The 21456-nt window shown below is 73.1% G+C and carries 19 protein-coding genes and 1 tRNA gene; 12 read left to right on the top strand and 8 right to left on the bottom strand.

The window, feature by feature from the left end:
- Positions 1–4 precede the first annotated feature (4 nt).
- The 8 genes from LVO85_RS02170 to LVO85_RS02135 all read left to right on the top strand — a co-directional run bounded on the left by LVO85_RS02170 (position 5) and on the right by LVO85_RS02135 (position 5908).
- Positions 5–532 carry a hypothetical protein gene (locus LVO85_RS02170; protein WP_232745754.1) on the top strand — a complete coding sequence of 176 codons (528 nt, stop codon included), beginning with the start codon at positions 5–7 and terminating at the stop codon, positions 530–532.
- Complete coding sequence (locus tag LVO85_RS02165) at positions 511–1512, top strand: MazG family protein (RefSeq protein WP_232745753.1); 1002 nt, start codon at positions 511–513, stop codon at positions 1510–1512. Before LVO85_RS02170 ends, LVO85_RS02165 begins: the two co-directional genes overlap by 22 nt.
- A gap of 96 nt (positions 1513–1608) precedes the next feature.
- Positions 1609–2889 carry a phosphopyruvate hydratase gene (gene eno, locus LVO85_RS02160; protein ID WP_232745752.1) on the top strand — a complete coding sequence of 427 codons (1281 nt, stop codon included), beginning with the start codon at positions 1609–1611 and terminating at the stop codon, positions 2887–2889.
- A gap of 28 nt (positions 2890–2917) precedes the next feature.
- Positions 2918–3490 (top strand): FtsB family cell division protein, encoded by a 573-nt coding sequence (locus LVO85_RS02155; protein ID WP_232745751.1) that lies wholly within the window; start codon positions 2918–2920, stop codon positions 3488–3490.
- Positions 3477–4004 carry a DUF501 domain-containing protein gene (locus LVO85_RS02150; RefSeq protein ID WP_232745750.1) on the top strand — a complete coding sequence of 176 codons (528 nt, stop codon included), beginning with the start codon at positions 3477–3479 and terminating at the stop codon, positions 4002–4004. Before LVO85_RS02155 ends, LVO85_RS02150 begins: the two co-directional genes overlap by 14 nt.
- Entirely contained in the window at positions 4001–4957 is a 957-nt protein-coding gene (locus LVO85_RS02145) for a Ppx/GppA phosphatase family protein (protein WP_232745749.1), read from the top strand. Before LVO85_RS02150 ends, LVO85_RS02145 begins: the two co-directional genes overlap by 4 nt.
- A 4-nt stretch (positions 4958–4961) precedes the next feature.
- On the top strand, positions 4962–5789 hold the full coding sequence (locus tag LVO85_RS02140; RefSeq protein ID WP_332875396.1) for a uracil-DNA glycosylase: 828 nt from the start codon (positions 4962–4964) through the stop codon (positions 5787–5789).
- Positions 5790–5834: 45 nt separating this feature from the next.
- Positions 5835–5908: transfer RNA gene (locus tag LVO85_RS02135), tRNA-Leu, on the top strand.
- 3 nt (positions 5909–5911) lie between these two features.
- On the opposite strand, the gene LVO85_RS02130 is transcribed toward LVO85_RS02135, so the two are convergent.
- Together LVO85_RS02130 and LVO85_RS02125 are read right to left on the bottom strand one after the other, a co-directional pair.
- Positions 5912–7312, bottom strand: coding sequence for a UTP--glucose-1-phosphate uridylyltransferase (locus LVO85_RS02130; RefSeq protein WP_232745748.1), 1401 nt, complete (start codon positions 7310–7312; stop codon positions 5912–5914).
- Positions 7313–7349: 37 nt separating this feature from the next.
- Positions 7350–9848: a M14 family zinc carboxypeptidase gene (locus LVO85_RS02125; RefSeq protein WP_232745747.1), complete on the bottom strand. Its 2499-nt coding sequence runs from the start codon at positions 9846–9848 to the stop codon at positions 7350–7352.
- 213 nt (positions 9849–10061) lie between these two features.
- On the opposite strand from LVO85_RS02125, the gene LVO85_RS02120 reads away from it, so the two are divergent.
- Both LVO85_RS02120 and LVO85_RS02115 read left to right on the top strand, forming a co-directional pair.
- Positions 10062–10940 carry a Bax inhibitor-1/YccA family protein gene (locus tag LVO85_RS02120; protein WP_232746173.1) on the top strand — a complete coding sequence of 293 codons (879 nt, stop codon included), beginning with the start codon at positions 10062–10064 and terminating at the stop codon, positions 10938–10940.
- Position 10941: 1 nt separating this feature from the next.
- On the top strand, positions 10942–11265 hold the full coding sequence (locus tag LVO85_RS02115) for a hypothetical protein (protein ID WP_232745746.1): 324 nt from the start codon (positions 10942–10944) through the stop codon (positions 11263–11265).
- A gap of 217 nt (positions 11266–11482) precedes the next feature.
- On the opposite strand, the gene LVO85_RS02110 is transcribed toward LVO85_RS02115, so the two are convergent.
- Complete coding sequence (locus tag LVO85_RS02110; protein ID WP_232745745.1) at positions 11483–12706, bottom strand: acetyl-CoA C-acetyltransferase; 1224 nt, start codon at positions 12704–12706, stop codon at positions 11483–11485.
- Positions 12707–12842: 136 nt separating this feature from the next.
- Between LVO85_RS02110 and ald the strand changes: the two genes are divergently transcribed.
- Entirely contained in the window at positions 12843–13970 is a 1128-nt protein-coding gene (ald, locus tag LVO85_RS02105; protein ID WP_232745744.1) for an alanine dehydrogenase, read from the top strand.
- On the opposite strand, the gene LVO85_RS02100 is transcribed toward ald, so the two are convergent.
- From LVO85_RS02100 to LVO85_RS02085, 4 genes are read right to left on the bottom strand one after another with little or no spacing between them, the layout of a single operon-like run.
- Positions 13961–15016, bottom strand: a complete 1056-nt coding sequence (locus LVO85_RS02100) for an SGNH/GDSL hydrolase family protein (RefSeq protein ID WP_232745743.1) — start codon at positions 15014–15016, stop codon at positions 13961–13963. The two genes, ald and LVO85_RS02100, sit on opposite strands and share 10 nt — an antisense overlap.
- 33 nt (positions 15017–15049) lie before the next feature.
- Positions 15050–16045, bottom strand: a complete 996-nt coding sequence (locus LVO85_RS02095; protein ID WP_232745742.1) for an NAD-dependent epimerase/dehydratase family protein — start codon at positions 16043–16045, stop codon at positions 15050–15052.
- The gene (locus tag LVO85_RS02090; RefSeq protein WP_232745741.1) at positions 16045–18621 is read right to left on the bottom strand and encodes an alpha/beta fold hydrolase; all 2577 of its coding nucleotides are present in this window, start codon (positions 18619–18621) and stop codon (positions 16045–16047) included. Before LVO85_RS02090 ends, LVO85_RS02095 begins: the two co-directional genes overlap by 1 nt.
- Positions 18618–19640, bottom strand: coding sequence for a 3-oxoacyl-ACP synthase III (locus LVO85_RS02085; protein ID WP_232745740.1), 1023 nt, complete (start codon positions 19638–19640; stop codon positions 18618–18620). The genes LVO85_RS02090 and LVO85_RS02085 overlap by 4 nt, the downstream gene beginning before the upstream one ends.
- A 128-nt stretch (positions 19641–19768) precedes the next feature.
- Between LVO85_RS02085 and LVO85_RS02080 the strand changes: the two genes are divergently transcribed.
- Positions 19769–20611 (top strand): hypothetical protein, encoded by an 843-nt coding sequence (locus LVO85_RS02080; RefSeq protein WP_232745739.1) that lies wholly within the window; start codon positions 19769–19771, stop codon positions 20609–20611.
- 82 nt (positions 20612–20693) lie between these two features.
- Here LVO85_RS02080 and msrA read toward each other — a convergent pair whose 3' ends face one another.
- On the bottom strand, positions 20694–21368 hold the full coding sequence (gene msrA, locus LVO85_RS02075) for a peptide-methionine (S)-S-oxide reductase MsrA (RefSeq protein ID WP_232745738.1): 675 nt from the start codon (positions 21366–21368) through the stop codon (positions 20694–20696).
- Positions 21369–21456: the final 88 nt, after the last annotated feature.

The raw sequence follows: 21456 nt of genomic DNA, 5'->3' as shown, positions 1-21456 counted from the left end.
CCGCGTGACGCGATCGACCCTGACTGCTACGACCCTCGCCGCCGCACTGCTCCTGAGCGCGTGCTCCGGACTCTCCGCCGACGAGGCCGCGACCATCAGCGGCCGCACCATCGGCACCGCCGAGCTGCAGGAGACGACCGGCCAGCTCAACTCCATCGCAGCCGCCCCGACCGAGCCGGCGAACGTGCTCAACGAGCTGACCCGCACCGACATCCTGGACCGGGTGATGGCCGGCACCGCCCTCGAGATCACCGACGGCGAGGTCACCGACCTGCTGCGGGAGAGCGGCCTGTCCGAGCCGACCGACCTCACGGTCGACGTCGCACGCACCCGTCAGTACCTCGCGCTCCTGCAGGACCCCACGACCCTGCAGAACCCGGAGGCCGAGGACGTCCTGGAGCGGCTCAACGAGGTCACCGAGGCCGACTTCGAGGAGCTGGGGGTCGAGGTCAACCCGCGCTACGGCACCTGGGACCCCGCGCAGGCGGTCGTCGTCGACGAGGCTCCGGAGTGGATCGCACCCGTCGAGTGATCCTGCTGCTGACCTCCCCGCGGGTGGCCCCCGGGCTGCTGTCGCGCCAGGCGTGGCGGGCCCTCGAGGGGGCCGGAGCGGTGCTCGCCCGCGATGCCGGCCAGCCTCTCGTCGAGGCGCTGCAGCACGCGGGCGTCACGGTGGAGGTGCTGGGCGCGGCGGCCCCGGACGAGCTCGCCCGCCGGCTGCTCGACCGGTCCGCCGACCAGGAGGTCGTCTGGGTCGGCTCGGCCGACGCCGACCCGGGGCTGGCCGAGGCGCTCGCAGCCGAGCTCACCCGCCGCGAGGAGGCCCCCGAGCTCGAGGTGCTCGTCGGGTCCTGGGACGTGCCGGGCGCCCGGCTGCTCGACGCCGTCGCCGTGATGGACCGGCTGCGCTCGCCGGGTGGGTGCCCGTGGGACGCCGAGCAGACCCACACCTCCCTCACCCCCTACCTCGTCGAGGAGGCCTACGAGGCCGTCGAGTCGCTGGAGTCGGGGGACCGTGAGCACATGGCCGAGGAGCTCGGCGACGTGCTGCTGCAGGTGCTCTTCCACGCCCGGGTGGCGCTGGAGCACGACGAGGACCCCTTCGACATCGACGACGTCGCGGCCGCCCTGGTCGCCAAGCTGGTGCGCCGGCACCCGCACGTGTTCGCCAGGGGCGAGCGCTCTGCCACGACCCCGCAGGCCGTCGAGGCCTCCTGGGAGCAGCTCAAGGCGGCCGAGAAGCCGCACCGCGAGCACGTGCTCGACGGGATCCCGGTCGGTATGCCGGAGCTCGCCCGGGCCGCGAAGGTCGCCTCCCGCCTGGAGCGGGCCGGACGGGGCGGCTGGCTGCGCGGGCGGCTGGACGAGCGCGCGCACGAGGCGGGAGCCGGCGCCACGGCATACGGCGCGGCAGTCATGGACCTCGTGCTGCGAGCCCGGGCGGAGGACGTCGACCTGCCTGCCGCGCTGCGGGCGCTGCTGCGCGACCTGGCCGCCGAGCTGGAGGCGTGAGGGGGCGCGGGTCGGTCCGCGCGAGGGCACCCCGGGGCCGATAGGCTCGACACCAACGTGCACGTGCCCGACCACTCACCACCTGTAGGAGTGCCCATGGCAGTCATCGACGCCATCATTGCCCGCGAGATCCTGGACTCCCGCGGCAACCCGACCGTCGAGGTCGAGGTCGGCCTGGACGACGGCACGGTCGCCCGCGCCGCCGTGCCCTCCGGTGCCTCGACCGGTGCCTTCGAGGCCGTGGAGCGACGGGACGGTGACGAGAGCCGCTACCTCGGCAAGGGTGTCGAGCAGGCCGTCGCCGCCGTGATGGACGACCTCGAGCCGCGGCTGCTGGGCTTCGACGCCAGCGAGCAGCGGCTCGTGGACAACGAGATGATCGCCATCGACGGCAGCGACAACAAGGGTGAGATCGGCGCCAACGCCATCCTCGGTGTCTCCCTGGCCGTCGCCAAGGCAGCAGCCGAGTCTGCCGGCCTGCCGCTGTTCCGCTACCTCGGTGGGCCCAACGCCCACGTCCTGCCGGTGCCGATGATGAACATCCTCAACGGTGGCTCCCACGCCGACTCCAACGTCGACATCCAGGAGTTCATGATCGCCCCGGTCGGTGCGGGCTCCTTCCGTGAGGCGCTGCGCTGGGGCGCTGAGGTCTACCACGCGCTCAAGGGCGTGCTGAAGAGCCGCGGGCTGGCCACCGGGCTGGGCGACGAGGGCGGCTTCGCGCCCGACCTGGAGTCCAACCGCGCGGCGCTCGACCTCATCCTGGAGGCCATCGAGAAGGCGGGCTACACCCCCGGCACCGACATCGCGCTGGCCCTCGACGTGGCTGCCAGCGAGTTCTTCGACGACGGCTCCTACGCCTTCGAGGGCGGCACCAGGTCGGCCGAGGAGATGACCGACTACTACGCGCAGCTGGTCGAGGACTACCCGCTGGTGTCCATCGAGGACCCCCTGCACGAGGACGACTGGGCCGGGTGGACCGCCCTGTGCGGGCGCCTCGGCGACCGGGTGCAGATCGTGGGTGACGACCTCTTCGTCACCAACCCGACCCGTCTGCAGCGGGGCATCGACGAGGCCGCGGCCAACGCCCTGCTCGTCAAGGTGAACCAGATCGGCTCGCTCACCGAGACCCTCGACGCGGTCACCCTGGCGCAGACCAGCGGCTTCCGCTGCATGATGAGCCACCGCTCGGGCGAGACCGAGGACGTCACCATCGCCGACCTGGCGGTGGCGACCAACTGCGGCCAGATCAAGACCGGGGCCCCGGCGCGCTCGGAGCGCGTGGCCAAGTACAACCAGCTCCTGCGCATCGAGGAGGAGCTCGACGAGGCCTCCGTCTACGCCGGCGCCGGGGCGTTCCCGCGCTTCCAGGCCTGAGACGACCGGGCAGAGGCACGGCACACCGATGGCCAGCAGCGGGCAGTCCCGACGACCCGGCCGGGCGAGCAGCACCCGGCGGCCGGGGTCGACGACCAGGCCCGGGGCGCGCAACACCCGCCCCGGGCAGCCCGTGGACCGCGGTGACCGGGACGTCGCGCCGCCGGCCCGCCGCCCGGGCCCCGGCGCACCCCAGGTGTGGAAGCTCGCCGGCGTCGCCCTGGTCGTCGTGCTGCTGAGCGTCTTCCTGTTCCCGACGGTGTCCGGCTACCTGCAGCAGCGCCAGGAGATCAGCGCGCTGGAGCAGGACATCGAGACCCGCCAGCAGGAGATCACGGCGCTCGAGGGCCAGGTGGCCCGGTGGGACGACCCCGACTTCGTCGAGCACCAGGCCCGCGAGCGGCTGCGCTTCGTGCGACCGGGGGAGACCGCGTTCACGGTTCTCGACGACACCGGTGAGCAGCTGACCGAGGCGGTGCCCGGCATGGCGCCGGTGACCGCGGACATCCACGAGCTGCGCCCGTGGTACGGCGAGGTCTGGGAGTCCGTCAAGGTCGCCAACGAGGCCCTGCCCGAGATCGAGTCCCGTGACCGGCGTTGAGCATCGCCCCGCGGCAGCGGCGGAGGACCTCGCTGCCGTGGAGCGACAGCTGGGCCGCCCGCCGCGCGGGGTGGTGGAGGTCGCGCACCGGTGCCCGTGCGGGTGCCCGACGGTGGTGCGCACCGAGCCCCGGCTGCCCGACGGCACCCCGTTCCCGACCACGTTCTACGCCACCTGCCCACGGTTGACCGGCGCCGTGTCGACCCTCGAGAGCGAGGGGCTGATGCGGGAGATGACCGAGCGGCTGGCCGTCGACGAGGAGCTCGCGGTCGCATATGCCGAGGCACACGAGGACTACCTGCGCCGCCGTGCCGAGCTCGGGGAGGTGCCCGAGATCGCCGGGGTCTCCGCCGGCGGGATGCCGACGAGGGTCAAGTGCCTGCACGTCCTCGTGGCGCACGCGCTCGCGGTCGGGCCGGGTGTGAACCCACTGGGCGACGAGGCGCTGGCCGCGCTGCCCCGGTGGTGGGAGGGCGGCTGCTGTGCCGCCGAGGACGACGGGGAGGACTCATGACCGGCACACGGGTCGGCGCCATCGACTGCGGCACCAACTCCATCCGCCTGCTCATCGCCGACGTCGACGCCGAGGGCGGGCTGCGCGAGGTCACCCGGCAGATGCGCGTCGTGCGGCTGGGCGAGGGCCTGGACGCCACCGGACGGATCTCCGAGGAGGCCATGGAGCGCACCCTCATCGTGGCCCGTCAGTATGCCGCCACCTGCGGGGAGGCCGGGTGCGCCTCGGTGCGCTTCGTCGCGACCTCCGCCACCCGCGACGCCGCCAACGCCGACGACTTCGTGGCCGGGGTCGAGCACGGCTTCGAGTACTTCGGCACCACCCCCGAGGTCGTGACCGGGCGCGAGGAGGCCGAGCTCGCCTTCACCGGAGCCACGACCGACCTGCGGTCCGCCTCCGTGCCCGCGCCCTACCTCGTGGTCGACATCGGTGGCGGGTCGACCGAGTTCGTCCTCGGAGAGGCGGGGGTCGAGCAGGCCAGCTCGGTCGACATCGGGTGCGTGCGGATGACCGAGCGCCACCTGCGCGGCGACCCGCCCACCGAGGACGAGGTGTGGGCGGCCCTGGCCGACATCACCCGGGCCATCGACCGTGTCGCGGAGGACGTCGACCTCACGCGGGTGCACACGCTCGTGGGCCTGGCCGGCTCGGTGACGACGGTGACGGCGCACGCGCTGGGGCTCACGGCATACGACCCGCACCGCATCCACGGTGCCGAGCTGGCCGTCGAGGACGTGGTCAACGCCGCGACCGACCTGGTCCGCCTCACCCGCGAGCAGCGCGCCGCGCTGGGCTTCATGCACCCCGGCAGGGTCGACGTGATCGGCGCCGGCGCCCTGGTGTGGCGCACGGTGGTGCAGCGTCTGCAGCGCGACGCGCGCCTGGAGACGGTGCGGGCCTCCGAGCACGACATCCTCGACGGCATCGCGCTGTCGCAGGTCCTCGACCGTTAGCGCCGTGCCGGTCAGGGACCCGCACCCGGTGACCGGTGAGCTCTTCGGCTCCCCGGTGCCACCGGGCACGGGGTGGCCCGGCGACCCGGCCGACGCGAGCACCCCGGTGGCCCGCACCGCGGCAGGTGTGCGGCGGCTGGCTCGCTCGGCACCGGACGTCCCGACGCTGGACGCCCGCGTCTCGGTCTGCTGTGCCTGTCCACGCCTGGTCGCCTGGCGGGAGTCGGTGGCGACCTCCGGGCGCCGCGCGTCCTTCGCCGACCAGCCGTACTGGGGCCGGCCCGGGGCCGGCTTCGGCGACCCGCAGGCCCCCGTGCTGGTGGTGGGGCTGGCCCCGGCGGCGAACGGCACCAACCGCACCGGCCGCATGTTCACCGGTGACCGCAGCGGCGACTGGATCTACGCAGCCCTGCACCGCGCGGGGTATGCCGTGCAGCCGACCAGCGAGCACAGCGGTGACGGCCAGGCGCTGGTCGGCGTCCGTATCGTGGCGGCCGTGCGGTGCGCACCTCCGGACAACCGGCCGAGCACCGAGGAGAAGGCGACCTGCCGACCCTGGCTGCTGCGGGACCTACAGCTGGCCGAGCCGCACCTGCGCTCGATGCTGGCCCTGGGGTCCATCGGCTGGGACGCGGCCCTGGCGGCGGCCCGTGAGCTGGGGTGGCAGGTGCCTCGGCCCAAGCCCCGCTTCGGGCACGGCGCCCAGGCCGACCTGGTGACCACCTCCGGCCGGTCGGTGCGGCTGCTCGGGAGCTACCACGTGAGCCAGCAGAACACCTTCACCGGCAGGCTGACCGAGCAGATGCTCGACGCGGTGGTCGCCCGGCTCTGAGTGGGCCTCACCCTGGGTGGGTGTCAGGCTGGGTAGCCTGGCCCTGCCCTCGTAGCCCAACCGGCAGAGGCAGCCCACTTAAAATGGGTCCAGTGCGGGTTCGAGTCCCGTCGGGGGCACCCTCAGCCGTCGGCCCCGCGATGCCCCTCCAGCACGTCACCGTCGTCGATGCGCTCGGCGCTGCCGGTGTCGGCCAGGTGCACCTCGCCGCGCACCTCGACCCCCTGGCCGAAGGTCCAGTCGCCCTCGACCGTGAGCGAGGTGGCCTGCCGCAGGGAGGGCGCGCCGTGGGGGAAACGCTGCTCGAAGTCGCGGATGGCCGCGTAGTCGTCACCGAGCGTGACGAGCGGCAGCGGGTCGACGACAGGGTCGAGGGTGCCGTCCTCGAAGAGCTCGAAGGCGTCGGAGCGCAGCAGGAGCAGGTCCTCCGTGGTCTTCACGGGCCGGAACCGGGACCGCGGCACCTCGATCGCGGTCGCGTCGTCGAAGACCTCGATGGCGGCGCCCATGGCGCTCTCGATCTGCACGACCGGCGTGGAGGAGGGGTCGGTCGGGTCGACCGTCTTGTCGTTGCGGATCATCGGCAGCCCGAGCACGCCGTCGCGGGCAGCCAGGGCGTCGCGCACCTGCTGCAGGTCCAGCCACAGGTTGTTGGTGTTGAAGTAGCGGTGCCGTCCGATGTCGGCGAAGGCCGCGCTGTCCTGCTCGGCGACCTGGGCCTTCTCGCGGAGCACCAGCCGCTGGTCGCTGCGGCGCACCGCGAGGTGCCCGCCCTTGCGGTCGGCGGCAGTGCGGCGGCACACCTCCAGCGCCATGGGCGCCCCGGAGCCGGCGAACCAGGCGGCGATCGCCGCCGAGGGGGACGCCCCGACGTTGTCGCTGTTTGAGACGAACGCGTAGCGGAAGCCTGCGTCGACGAGGTCGTCCAGCACCCCGGAGGTGAGCAGGGAGACGTAGAGGTCCCCGTGCCCGGGCGGGCACCACTCCAGGCTGGGGTCCGGTGGCCACTCCACGGGGCGCAGGTCATCGGCGCGCAGCTTGGGCTCCTGGCTCTGGAGGAAGTCAGGCGGGATGCCGTCGACCGGCAGGTCCGGGTGCGCCCCCAGCGCCTCGAGGCAGTCGTCCCGGGTGCTGAAGCTGTGCATGAGCACCAGGGGGAGCCGGGCACCCGTCATCTCCCGAGCGTGCCGGACCTGCCGGGCGATGAGGTCGAGGAAGCTCTGGTCCTCGCGCACGGGCAAGAGGGACTTGGCGCGGTCCATGCCCATCGACGTGCCGAGACCGCCGTTGAGCTTGACGACGGCGGTGTGGGCGAGCGCCTCGGTGTCGGCGTCCGGGTCGAGGTCCTCGAGCGCGTCGAGGGTCTCCACGGGGTCGATCTCGTCCTCGCCGATCGTGCCGGTCACCCCCTCGCACAGCTGCTGCCAGTAACGCGCGAAGACGTCGACGGCGGGGGGTGCGACCCCGACGGACCGCATCTTGGTCAGGGCCTCGTCCAGGCCCGTGCCGGCATGCTCACTCATGCGCGCCATGCTGGCACGGACCACCGACGGCCTCGACTCAGCCGTCCAGACCCGTCCACACCAGGGCCCTGGCCACCAGGCCGTACTGGCCCTTGGGGTGGGCGCGGTAGAGGGGCTCGCTGCCGAAGAGAGCGACCCTGGCTCCGGCCGTGTCGCCCTCGGAGTCGACCCCGTGCACCATCACGGCCTGGCCGGCCGCCGAGCCCGGTCCGCCCGCACCGCTCCCCGTGGGGCGCCAGTGCCCGCTGACCACGAGGTCGTCGGCGGCAAAGCGCTGGGCCACCTCGACGTCCTCGCCCAGGCCGGTGAACCAGCGCGGTGCCGAGACGAAGGTGTGCGGGGTGGCGGTGGCGGTCAGCGGACCGTCGGTGCTGTCCACCCGCACGACGCCGTTGGCGTCGTTGCGTCCGGCCACGGTGGTCACCTCGAGGGCGTCGAGCGCGGAGTTGACCGAGGCCCCGGTCGCTCCGCGGCCCACGAGACCACCGCCCTCGGCGAGGAAGGCGGTCAGGTCTGCGCGTGCCTGCGCGTTCAGGCCTCCCCAGCTGACACCGGACGAGGCGTAGAAGGTGTCCACACCGGACCAGTCGAAGCCGGCGTTGAGGGCGGCGTTGCTCACCGGTGTGACGGAGAAGCCCATCTCGCCGAGCGCCCAGACCTCCGCGGACGTGGCGGCCACAGCGACCTCGAGGGACTCGACGGTCTCGCCGGCGGCCGCGGTGCCGGGGCTCAGGACCACCCCGTGCTCCGCCACGACCGCTGCTGCCTCGGTGGCCGCCTCGGCGGGCACCACGACATCGCCCTCGTCGGTCCAGGTGAGGGCGACACCGGCGGCGAGCAGGTCGTTGAACGCGGCGGCGTCGGAGACGTCCGCGAGCTGCAGGAGCCACGGGCCGCTGCCCTGGAGCCCTCCCGTCTGCGTCGCCTCGGTCACGGCGGGGCCGGTGGCCCGCAGCCTGCTGTCGGCCGGCACGGTCACGACGTCGGCACCCCAGAGCAGGGCGTGGCTCCACCCGGAGATGTCGTACATCCGGTCGACCCGGGTCGAGATGTCGGTGCCGGGGCCGAGGATGACGCCGGCGATGCCGCGCTTGGCCTGCTGCATGTCGACGACGTAGGAGCCGGCCGGGTAGGTGCTGCCCTCGACGGCCACCGGCCTGCTGGCACGGGTCACCTCGACGCCGTTGGCCACCAGGTGGTCCACGAGCCGGGCGGCAGCAGGGGCCGAGCGCTGGCCCTCGCCCACCGGGATGACGTAGCCGCGCGGGTACTCCGTGAGGTAGACGTCCTCGGGGCCGGCGCCGGGAAGGCCGGTCTCGGTGACCGGCACCTGGGTCGCGCCGGTGACACCGCGGCGGTACCACTCGACCTGGTCGGCGACGAGCTCGGCACGGTGCGCCACGGCATACTCCAGCGTCGCGGTGATCGAGGCGTGCGCGATGTCGGTGTTGATCTCCGCCCGGCGTGCCAGCTCCGCCGCGGGGGAGCCGTAGGCGTTGTTGTTGATGCGCAGCGGGAACTCGATCGTCGCTGCGGCGGCACCGTGCAGCGCGGCGTACTGCGGGGTGAAGATCGGCGGCCAGCCGTCCCAGCCCTCGTCCCAGTCGCGGAACGGGATCTGCGGTGCCCGCACCCCGTCGCGCTCGAAGGTGTAGCCCAGGTCGAGGATGGCGTGCTCGATGCCGAGGCCGTTCGGCAGGGCATGCGTGAGCATGAGGTCGAACTCGAGGTTCTCGGCGTGGGGTGGGGTCGTGGGTTCGACGAGGGTGCCGTTGACATAGCCGTGCAGGTCGATGAGCATCATCGGCTGGATCCGGACGATCGCGTCGCGCACGACCCGGGTCTCCGGCTGGGCGGCGGTGATGAAGTCCCGGTTGAGGTCGAAGCCGGCGGCGTTGGACCGTGCGTTGCCCACGCGGCCGTCGGGGTTCATCGACACCACGAGCGAGATCCGGGTGGAGGCCAGCGTCTCCAGCACCTGCGGGTCCGTCGACGTGGCGTACTCCTCGACGAGCCGCAGTGCGGCGTCCGTGCCCTCCCACTCGTTGCCGTGGATGTTGGCGTTGACGAAGACCGGCACCTTGTAGTCACGGGCGATGGTGCGGTTGCGCTGTGCCTGCTCGGGCTGCTCGAGGATGCGGCGCCGCATCTGCTCCTGCCGCTGCGCCTCCCCGGTGGTCTCCGGCGCCGTGAGCGTCACCAGGTAGATCTCCCGGCCGTTCGTCGAGGTGCCGATGACCTCGACACTGACCCGGTCCGAGACGGTCTGCAGCTCGTTGAGCATCGGCGCGATCTCGTGGTATGCCGTGAGACCCGGCTTGAGGGCCGCGTCGGACTCGTCGACCGCGGGCTCGGTGAGCACGGTCTGGCGAGGGTAGCCCTGCGGGGTCTCCGCGCGCTGGGTGGAGACGCTCGCGGCCAGGTGCGCCGCCTGGGCCGGGTGCGTCGTGCTGACGGCTGCAGGTGCGGTGGTGAGCCCCAGCATGAGCACGGCGAGGCCGCCTACCAGGCGGCGGTGAGGACGTGGAGCGTGCACGGCATACCTTGCTTCCGTCGGTCGTCGAGGCCCTGTGCGCACCTGCGTGCGACCAGAGGACGGAAGACTAGCGGCACCCGCTCAGATGTGACAGTGCCCCCCTGTGGGCGACCGGCTGTGTCACACGTGTTGACGGGAACAACGGAGTTCAGCCGGACGCTCTATCCTGTGACGACGCACGTGTGCGTCCAGACCAACGACCATGGAGGGCAGATGGCCACCAACCCGGTGTTCGACCGGATCAACAAGGAGACCAGCGGGTATGCCGGTTTCGGCGCCCCGCAGCAGCACAGCGCTCCGCAGGGCTCCGCGCAGGGGCAGCAGGGGGCTCCGATGGGCTACCCCGGCCCGTCCCAGAGCATGTCGCCCGAGCAGCTGGAGCAGATGTACCAGCAGCCTCCGGCCGGTCCGGCCCAGACCGGGCGGCTGACCCTGGACGACGTCATCATGAAGTCCCTGGGGATCTTCACGGTCGTGCTGGCCGTCGCCGGCGCGACGTGGTTCTTCGTGGGGGCCCAGCCCGGCCTGGCCATGCCGATCTGGCTGCTGGGCATGTTCGGCTCGCTGGCGCTCAGCTTCGTGATCGCCCGCGCCAAGACGGTCAACGTCCCGGTCATCATGGTCCACGCCGTGCTGCAGGGTGCCTTCCTCGGCGCCGTGAGCGTCACCTTCGAGGCGATGTACCCCGGTGTGGTGAGCACCGCGGTCGTGGCCACGCTGGGCACCTTCGCCGGCATGTTCCTGGCCTGGAAGGTCGGCTTCATCAAGGTCACCAGCAAGTCGCGCCGCGTCTTCGGCATGATGGCCATGGGCTACCTGGTCTTCCTGCTGATCAACATCGGCGCCGGCTTCCTCGGCTTCGGTGACGGCTGGGGCATCTACGGCGGCCCGCTGGGCATCATCGTCTCGCTCTTCGGTGTCGGGATGGCCTCCTACTCCCTGGCCATCGACTTCGACTCGATCGACCGCGGTGTGAAGGCCGGCGCGCCGGAGCAGTACTCCTGGCTGATGGGTCACGGGCTCGTCGCCAGCCTGGTGTGGCTCTACATCGAGTTCCTGCGTCTGTTCGCGATCCTCGCCAACAACGACTGAGGTGTCAGCCACCGGCAGCGCTGACGCGCGGGCCACGGTGGCAGCAGAGCTGGAGCGCGTGGTCCGGCGGTGGCATCAGCTGCCGCTGGACCACGCGCTCTCTGCTGTCCCGGCGGTGCGTGAGCTCGTCCAGGACCTGGCCGACGAGGTGGCCGCCCGTGAGCACCTGCCGCCGCAGCCGGTGCCCGACCTCGGGCCGGCGGTGCTGATGGACCAGCTGCGGGTCGTGGTGTTCGACCACGCCCGCGTGGGGCTCGCCGACGACGCACGCTCGCTGGGGGTGCTGGCGACCCGGCTCACGGACCTGCGCCGCGCCCTGCCCTGATACCACCCTCCCGCGTTGCCAGGGAGATTCCGGCCCTGGATCCGTGTTGCCAGGGAGATTCCGGCCCTGGATCCGTGGTGCCAGGGGTTCTGTGCGGTTCACCGTGACGAGCGGGGGTCACGCAGGCCTGGACCTCCTTGGCCTCGGTCAGGGGTGCAGTCTCCCTGGCAACGTGTCGGTCAGGGGTGCAAACTCCCGAGCAACGCGGGGGGAGGGGTCAGGACAGGCGCTCGAGGACGACAGCCATCCCCTGGCCCCCTCCGACGCACATGGTCTCCAGACCGAACTGGCCGTCGGTGCGCTGCAGCGCGTTGATGAGGGTCGTGGAGATGCGCGCCCCCGTGGAGCCGAAGGGGTGGCCCAGGGCGATGGCGCCACCGTGCACGTTGAGCCGGTCGAGGTCCATGCCGAGGTCGTCGGCGCTCGGCAGCACCTGCGCGGCGAAGGCCTCGTTGATCTCGTAGAGGTCCATGTCCCCGATCGTCATCCCCGCCCTGGCCAGCGCCTGCCGCGAGGCCTCCACCGGGCCCAGGCCCATGACCTCGGGGGAGAGGGCGCTGATGCCGGTCGAGACGATGCGCGCCAGGGGCGTCAGGCCGAGCTCGGCTGCCCGGGTCTCGCTCATGACGACGAGGGCGGCAGCCCCGTCGTTGAGCGGGCAGCAGTTGCCGGCGGTGACGGTGCCGTCGGGGCGGAACACCGGCTGCAAGGTCGAGACCTTCTCGTAGGTCACGCCCGCCCGCGGGCCGTCGTCCCTGGTCACGACGGTGCCGTCGGACAGCGTGACCGGCGAGATCTCGGTGTCGAAGATGCCGGCGGCGATCGCGGCCTCCGCGCGGTTCTGGCTGCTCACGCCCCACTCGTCCTGGCGCTGCCGGCTGACACCACGCGCGGTCGCGACGTTCTCCGCCGTCTGGCCCATGGCCAGGTAGATGTCGGGCAGCAGCCCGTCCTCCCGCGGGTCGGTCCAGGTGCGGTTGGTCTCTGCGGTCTCCCGCGACCGGGCCTGTGCGTCGGCGAAGGCCGGGTTCTGCCAGTCGGCCTTGGAGCCCCCCGCCCCCGCGAAGTCGACGTAGCGCGAGACGCACTCGACTCCGGCGCTGACGAAGACGTCACCCTCACCGGCCTTGATGGCGTGGAAGGCCATGCGGGTGGTCTGCACCGAGGAGGCGCAGAAGCGGTTCACGGTCGCGCCGGGCAGGCCGTCCTGGCCGAGGAGCACCGAGACGACGCGGGCCATGTTGGACCCGTGCTCGCCCCACGGCTCGGCGCACCCGAGGTAGAGGTCGTCGATCGTGCTCAGGTCGAGCGCGGGCACCTCGTCGAGGGCGGCGCGGATGACGCCGACGGCGAGGTCGTCGGGGCGCACGCTCGTGAGCGACCCCTTGAAGGCGCGCCCGATCGGGGTGCGCTTGGCGGCGACGATGACGGCCTCGGGCATGCTTCCTCCAGGGTGGTTGCGGGGTTACCGGTGAGTGTAGGACGGTCCGGCGCGGCCCCCGGCGTGCGGGGGCCACACGGGTGCTGCCACGATGGCCGCGTCAGCAGTCCGCTCACAACGAAGTGAGGTGCCAGCCGTGCGTATCGGTGTGCCCAAGGAAGTCAAGAACCACGAGTACCGCGTCGCCCTCACGCCGGCCGGCGTGCACGAGCTGGTGCAGCACGGGCACGAGGTCGTCATCGAGCACGACGCCGGCCTCGGGTCGTCCATCACGGACGAGGAGTTCACCTCCGCCGGTGCCGCCATCGCGCCGGACGCGGACGAGACCTGGGGCAGCGCCGAGATGGTCCTGAAGGTCAAGGAGCCCGTCGAGGAGGAGTACCACCGTCTCCGTTCGGACCTGACCTTGTTCACCTACCTGCACCTGGCCGCCTCCCGGCCCTGCACCGACGCCCTGCTCGAGGCCGGCACCACCTCGATCGCCTACGAGACGGTGCAGCTGCCGAACGGCGCGCTGCCGCTGCTCTACCCGATGAGCGAGGTCGCCGGGTGTCTGGCACCCCAGGCCGGCGCGCACGCGATGATGCGTGCCAACGGCGGCCGCGGCCTGCTCATGGGCGGGGTCTCCGGGGTCGACCCGGCCAAGGTGGTGGTGCTGGGCGGTGGTGTCTCGGGCTCCCACTCCGCCACCATGGCGATGGGCCTGTGGGCCGACGTCACCGTGCTGGACAAGGACGTCGAGAAGCTGCGCGTGCTCGACCGCCGCTGGAACGGGCGGCTCAAGACGGTGACCTCCAACCAGTTCGAGCTCGAGCGACACGTCCTGGAGGCCGACATGGTCATCGGTGCGGTGCTCGTGCCGGGACGCAAGGCGCCCCGTCTGGTCACCAACGAGATGGTCAGCCGGATGAAGCCGGGCAGCGTGCTCGTCGACATCGCGATCGACCAGGGGGGCTGCTTCGAGGACTCTCACGCGACGACGCACGCCGACCCGACCTACACCGTGCACGACTCGGTCTTCTACTGCGTGGCCAACATGCCCGGGGCCGTGCCGCGCACCTCCACCTTCGCGCTGACCAACGTGACCCTGCCGTATGCCGTGGCGCTCGCGGACAAGGGGTGGCAGCAGGCGCTGCGGGACGACCCCGTGCTCGCGCCGGGCCTCAACACGGTGGACGGACAGGTGACCAACGAGGGGGTCAGCGAGGCGCACGACCTGCCGCTGCTGCGCCTCGAGGACGCCCTGGACCGCGACTACGCCTGAGCCTCCGGCTGGGCGGCCGGCCCGGTCTGCGACGTCTCCGTCGCGGCGGGCGGCTCCCCGACGACCGCACCCGGCGCCGGGCGCTGGCGGCGCAGCAGCTGGGCCCAGCGACCACGGGCGCTGCGGGTGTGCCCGTCGACCTCGGCCTGGCTGACCTCGCTGCCCGGCTCGTCCACGGCGTCCTGGGCGGCAGCGGCCAGCGGCTGGACCGACTCCCCGCGCCGGTAGTCGGGGGCACGGCCGGAGTCGGCGGTGACCAGCCCGAGCGCGTCCAGGATGCTGGGCAGCACGACGGCCGCCGCCCGGGCGTAGCCCGCCGAGGAGGGGTGGAAGCGGTCGGAGCTGAACAGCTCCTCGTGCAGCGTGTGGAAGTCGGGGCCGAGCAGGTCACCCAGGGACACGGTGCGACCGCCCGCCTCGACCACGGCGACGGTCTGGGCGGCAGCCAGGTCGCGGCTCCAGCGCTGGGCCAGCCAGCGCAGCGGCTGCGGGACCGGCCGGATGGTGCCCAGGTCGGGGCAGGTGCCGACGACGACCTCCACCCCGGCGGCGCGCAGCGTCGTGACGGCCTCGGCCAGGCAGCGCACCGACTCGGCCTCGTCGAGGCGGTCCTTGACGTCGTTGGTGCCGATCATGACGAGCGCGGCCTGCGCGTCGGGCAGCAGCTCCAGGCCGCGCTCGACCTGCGCGGGCAGTGACACGGAGGTGGAGCCGCTGCGGCTGGCGTTGCGCAGGTGCACCGGGCGTCCCGTGAGTGCGGCGATGCCGGTGGCGACCGTGGCGCCGATGGTGTCGCGCGGGCTGTCCGCCCCCACGCCCGAGGCGGTGCTGTCACCCAGCACGAGCAGGCGGAACGGCTCTCCGACGCCCGCCCCGTAGGTGCCGTTGTCGTCCTGGGAGGCTCCTGGCCCGTCGCCGATGAGGCGCCGGGCGATCTGGACCTCCGCCTTGATGACCGCGACCCCCGCCAGCCCGGCAGCGGCCAGCCCGCCTCCCCCGTATGCGGCGCGTGCGGCGATGTCGCGGGCCCGCCCGGCTCTGCTCATCGTTCCTCCACCCCACGGGTCACGGTCGGCCGCTCAGACGCTACGCGCCCTCCCTGCATGCAGACTGAGGGCGTGGAGCCCCTCGGCGATGCTCACCCGCGGTGCCCACCTCAGGGTATGCCGTGTCTGGCGCTGGTCGAACCAGTGCGCGGTGCTCAGCTGCTCCACCAGGAAGCGGGTGAGGGGCGGCTCGGTGATCTCCGGAAGCTGCGGGACGCGCCGCGACGCCACCATGGCGGCCTCGACCAGCGCGCCCACGCCGTAGGCCACCGGCACCGGCACGTGCAGGCGCGGGGCCGGTGCACCGGCGGCTCGGCAGATGTCGCCGATGAGCTCGCCGACGGGCCTGGGCTCGCCGTTGGTCACCACCAGGGCCTGTCCCCGGGCGTGCTCGATGCGGTCCAGCGCAGCGACCAGCGCCTCGGCGGCGTTGTCGACGAAGGTCGTGTCCACCAAGGCGGTGCCGGGGCCCACGACGGGCAGCCGCCCGGTGCGGGCGCGGGCCACGAGTCGCCCGACGAGCTGGGTGTCGCCCGGGCCCCAGACCAGGTGCGGTCGCACCGCGGTCACGCGCATCCGGTCCGAGTCGGCGCCCAGTGCCAGCACCTCCGCGGCAGCCTTGCTGCGGGCGTAGTGGCCGCGGGCCCGGGCCGGGTCGGCGGGTCCGGCGGACTCACCGGTGAGGGAGCGACCCGCGTGGGCCACGGCGGGGGAGGAGACGTGGACCAGCCGGTCCACCCCGGCAGCCGCGGCCGCGTCGACGACGGTGCGCGTGCCACCGATGTTGGTGCGCTCGTAGTCGGGCCAGGGGCCGACGACGTCGACCTTCGCCGCCAGGTGTACCACGGCGTCCTGGCCGGCCACGGCGGCACGCACCGCCGCAGCGTCGGTGATGTCTCCCAGGCGCTCCCGATGCCGTCCCCCGGCGCTGCGCCGCTGCATCACCGTGACCTCGTCACCACGGGCGGCCAGCAGGTCGGCGACGGCACCGCCGAGCATGCCGCTCGCACCCGTGACCAGGACCCGCATCACCGGCTCCTGGTGCTCGGTGCGCCACCCAGGCGAGCCACGGCCCCGCGGGCCTGGCTCAGGCTCCCGCCGGGGTGCAGCTGCTGCTCGGCCCACCGGGCCAGCGCGGTGCGGTCGACCTTGGAGGCGTGCCGGATGTCCACGGGCAGCCAGTCGCGCACGAGCACCGCAGCCACCGGCACCCCGGCGCGCTCGCGCACCGCGGCGGCCAGGTCGGTGCCGGCCAGCACGGCGGCACGCCGGCCGAGCCGCCGCTGCGGCACGACGACCACGATGACCTGCTGGGTGCCACGTGGGCCCACCCCCACCACCGCGACGTCCGCGACGCCGGGCAGCCGGGCGACGCGGTGCTCCACGGCATACGGCGCCAGTGGGCCCGCGGGCGTGGTGAGCAGGTGCACCCAGCGGCCACCGACCCACAGGCGCCCCTCGGTGTCCAGGTGGCCGACGTCGCCGGTCCGGTGCCATCCCGGCGGTCGGGCGCTGGCCTGCTGGGCGGCCCAGCGGCGGTCGTAGCGCTCCTTGACGTGCGGGCCGCGCACGACGATCTCGCCCAGCACCCCGGGGGTGTGGGCGAGCGTCTCGGCGGGTGTGCCGTCCTCGGACAGCGGGGCGATGCCGACCTCGACACCGGGCACGGGGGCCCCGACACAGACGCCCTCGTCGGTGGCCTGCACGGTGGTGGGGTCGACCGTGGCCACCGGCAGGGCCTCGGTCATGCCGTAGGGGGTGTGGGTGGCCGCCGACGGCAGGACCTGCCGCACCTGCTCCAGCAGCGACGTGGGCACCGGGGCGCCCGCCGACAGGACCAGCCGCGGCCCCGCCATCACCCGGCGCTGGGCGGGCGTCAGCGCGTCCGCCGTCGCGACCACGTTGCGCAGGGCCGCGGGGGAGGCGAAGACCACCGTGGCGTCCACCGCCGCGACGGCCTCGGCCAGCGCGGACGCCGTGAGGGTGTGCGGCGCCGTCACGTCCATGTCCGGCACCGCGGAGGTCAGCCCCAGCGCCGGGCCGTAGAGCGCGAACGGGGCGAAGGCCGCCACGAAGCGCTCGCCCGCGTGCAGGGCGAAGGTGTCGCGCAGCAGGGCCACCTGGGCGCCGAGCTGGGCACGGGTGTACGCCACGCCCTTGGGAGGGCCGGTGGCACCCGAGGTGAACAGGATGGCTCCGTCCGCGTCCGGGTCCTCCGGCCACAGCGGGGGCGCCGGGTGCGCGGCAGCACCGGCGATGAGCTCGTGCATCTGCTCGGGCTCGGCGCCGATGCGGGTGCCGGGCACCCGGGTCGCCCGGGCCAGGGCCAGGGCCTTGCGGATGCCGACGACGTGGTCGGGCCCGGCCCCTCGCAGCGCCGCCCCCAGGCGACGCAGGCCGAGCCCCGCGTCGGCGACGACCACCACGGCGCCCAGGCGCCACACGGCGTACACGACGGTCGACAGGTCGATGCCGGGAGGCACGAGGACGGCGACCCGGTCACCGGGTCGCACCCCCCGCAGGTGCAGTGCGGTCGCGACGGACTCGACCCGGGCGGCGAGGTCGCCGCGCGAGATCCGACCTCCGCGTCCGCCGAGCTCGACGACGGCCGTGGCGTCGGGGTCCTGCGTCGAGACCGCCACCGGCACCCGTGGTGCCTCGACCGCGGGCCTGGGCGGCACCGGTGCGCCCACGCGCTCCCGGACCCACTGCCAGATCGTCGCGACCCCCTCCGGGTGGTCCTCGAGCACCAGGTGCGAGGCGGAGGGGTAGACCTGGATGTCGGCGTGCGGCAGCCGCTCGGACAGGTCCTCCAGGTAGCGCTGCGAGAAGACCGGGTCGCTCGTGCCCCACACCAGCAGCGCCGGGACCTGCAGCGTCCGCACGCCCTCGGCGACCCGGGTGAGCGTCGGGTGGCTCGGGTGGTCCTCCTCGAAGGGGATGTCCGCGACGAAGTCGGCGACCCCCTGCCGGCGTGCCGGCGTGGCGTAGGGGGCGGCGAAGGCGTCACGCACGGGCCGGGGGAGGGGCGGCAGGCAGGTCGCGGTGGTGGCCCGGACGAAGGCCGGGGTGCGCCGGCAGACCAGGTCCAGCAGCGGTGCCGACCGGGCCAGCCGGATGGCGGTGGGCCGCGGCTGTGCGGCGGGCTGGTGCACCGCCGTGTTGGTCAGGACGACGGCGGCGAGCTGCTCCGGGTGCGCCAGCGCCCAGCCCAGGCTGATCGGCCCGCCCCAGTCGTGGGCGAGCGTGACGACCGGCCCGGTGACGCCCAGGGCCGCGGTGAGGTCGCCGAGGTCGGCGACCCGCCGCGAGAGCTCGCGCGGGCCGGGGGTGCGCTCGGACCAGCCCATGCCGAGCTGGTCGACGGCGACCACCCGCCAGCCGGCGGGAGCCTGGGCGAGCACGCGCCGCCACAGGTAGGACCAGGTCGGGTTGCCGTGGACGCAGAGCACGGTGCCGACGACGTCCTCACCACGCTCGGCGAGCTGCGGACCGTTGTCGAGGACGTGCCAGGCGTATGCGGTGCCGTCGCCCGCGGTGCTGTCGGTGACCCGGACGCGGCGGGACCAGGACGGGTCGACCCCGGGGAGGTCGGCGCCGTTCACCAGGTGAGCTCCAGGCAGGTCATGTTGAGGCCGGAGCCGATGCCCATCATGAGCACGCGGTCCCCGGTCTCGAGCTGCTCGACCTCCTTGGCCAGCGTGATCGCCACGGCGGCCGGGCCGACGTTGCCCAGGGTCGGGAAGGTCAGCGGGATGCGGTCCAGCGGCAGGCCGAGCGCCTCGGCGGTCTTGCGGGTGTGCACCTGCGAGACCTGGTGCACGACGTAGCGGTCCATGTCGGACCAGTCGAACTCGGCCGCGGCGTCACGCCAGAGGTCCCCGGCCAGCTCGAGCCCGGCCACCAGCAGCCCGGTGGTGTCGGTGCGCATCTGCTCGAAGTCGCCCACGCACAGCTCGTGGTGCCACGTCGCCGCACGCGAGACCCCGCCGACGACGCGGTGGGCGCCGGGGTGCTCGCTGGCGCGGCCCAGCACCATCGCCGCCGCGCCGGAGCCCAGGGTGAGGGTGGCGAACTCGCGCTGCAGGTCGTCGGCCGTCGCCTCGGGGGAGGACAGCCGGGCCAGGGTGTTCTCCTGGGGGGTGCGTGAGCCCTCGCCGTCGACCACGAGGGCGTAGTCGATCTGGCCGCCGTCGATCATCGTGGCCGCCAGCTGCATGCCGTTGACGAAGCCGAGACAGGCGTTGGTGATGTCGAAGTTCAGCGAGCTCGACGGCATCCCGAGCTCGTGGTGGATGCGCACGGCGACCGAGGGCTCCAGATGCTCGCGGCTGACCGAGGTGTTGACGACCATGCCGATGCGGGCCGGGTCGACGCCGGACTCGGCGATCGCCTTGGCGCCTGCCTCGATGGCACCGTCGACGAAGCTGGTGCCCTGCGGCCACCAGCGGCGCTCCTGGATGCCGGCGAGCTTGGAGAGCATGCCTGGGCGCAGGCCGTTGCGCGCGTAGGAGTCGCCGATGATCCGGTCGAACTCCGCCGACGTCATGACCACCGGGGCGTCCACAGCGGTGACGGACAACACCGAGGTGTCGTGGTGACGGAAGGTGATGTTGCCGCTCAATGGAACCTCGGTGGATGCGAAGACGTCAATCAGGGTGGGACTATGACACCACAGGCAGGGCAGGTATCAGGAACCGAATGACCCGCTCTGCACCTGCGGTGCAGCCACCGAAGCGACAGGAGACCGCGATGCGCACGAGGAAGACGACACGTTGGGGGGCAGCGCTGGCGACCGGTGCGCTCGCCGTGGGGCTGGCCAGCTGTGGCACCGCGGCCCCTGAGACCGAGGCGGCCGATGCGACCGCCGGGGTCACCGAGGAGGCCGCCGAGGACGTCGCCCCCGCCGTGCAGTCCGGCGACCAGGTGAGCGTCGAGGAGCTGCTCGAGCGCCTCATGTCACCCGGGGAGGAGACGCTGAGCTCCTTCGAGATCTCCATGGACCTCGTCGACGCGGGGGACGAGGTCAGCCTCCAGGGTGCGGTCGACGCGAGCGGTGACACCCCGCGGATGGACCTGTCGGTGGACGCGGGCGAGATGGGTGAGATCGAGCTCGTCGTGGTCGAGGAGGGGATCTTCATCTCCGTGCCCGGGCTCAGCGGGGACGGCATGTACTTCCAGGTGCCCGAGAGCGAGCTCGACGAGCTCGGCGGCGCCGACCTGACCGAGAGCCTGGACATGAAGTCGACCTGGGACGGGTGGGACGTGGGGGCCCAGTCCGTGACCTACCTGGGCACCGACGACCTCGACGGCACCGAGACGGACCGCTACCAGGTGGTCGTCGACCTCGACGCGGTGGCGGCCGCAGTGGAGGACACCCTCGGCCAGACCGCATCCGCCGACCACGAGGTCGGCGACATGACCTACGACCTGTGGGTGGACGAGGACGACCTCATGCGCCGGATGACCTTCACGGTGGACGGCGAGACGGTGCGCCTCGACCTGGACAGCTGGGGCTCCACGCCGCAGATCGAGGCCCCGGACCCGGCCGACGTCGTGCAGATGCCGTCGTTCGACACCGGGTCGGAGGGCTGACCCGCACCTCGCAGACCACAGGAGGCCCCGCCGGCGGACGGCGGGGCCTCCTGTGCTGCCTCGGGCAGGTCAGCAGCTCGGGTCAGTGCGGGGGCGCGACGTCCTGCTGCGCGGGCAGCTGGTCCTGGCGCAGGACACCCACCGGGCAGGTGAGCCCGTTGGGGCCGTGGTTGCAGTAGCCCCCGGGGTTCTTGTGGAGGTACTGCTGGTGGTAGCCCTCCGCGTAGTAGAACGGTCCGGCCTCCTGTGCGGGGCGCAGCTCGGTGCTCACCGTGCCCAGGCCGTGGTCGCGGAGCACCTGCTGGAAGGCCTGCGCCGTGGCGCGGGCCGCCTCCTCCTGGCCCGGCGTGGTCCAGTAGACCGCGGATCGGTACTGCGTGCCGACGTCGTTGCCCTGACGGTTGGCCGTGGTCGGGTCGTGGTTCTCCCAGAAGACCTTGAGCAGCTGCTCCGGCCCGACCCGGGACGGGTCGTACACGACCTGCACGGCCTCCGTGTGCCCGGTGCGCCCGGTGCAGGTCTCGTGGTAGGTGGGGTGGGGTGTCTGTCCCCCCATGTAGCCGACCGCCGTGCTGACGACACCCGGCACCGTCCAGTAGAGCCGTTCGGCACCCCAGAAGCAGCCCATCGCGACGTAGAGGGTCTCGGTGCCCTCGTCCCACGGGCCCTGCAGCGGGGTGCCGAGCACCTCGTGGGTGGCGGGGATGTCGGGCAGCGGCTGGGAGCGGCCGGAGGGCGGGGTCGAGGAGAAGAGCATCACGCAGGGTCCAACGGTGCCGCGACGTGTGATGTTCCACCGCGGCGGGGCGCTGGCGGGGTGACGGGTGGGTGTGGCACGGTGCTCG

Origin of the sequence: Ornithinimicrobium sediminis, from assembly GCF_021272345.1 — a bacterium.
Classification (GTDB): Bacteria; Actinomycetota; Actinomycetes; order Actinomycetales; family Dermatophilaceae; genus Ornithinicoccus; species Ornithinicoccus sediminis_B.
Note: the sequence above shows the minus strand (reverse complement) of the source record. Positions and strands in the feature narration are given on the sequence as shown.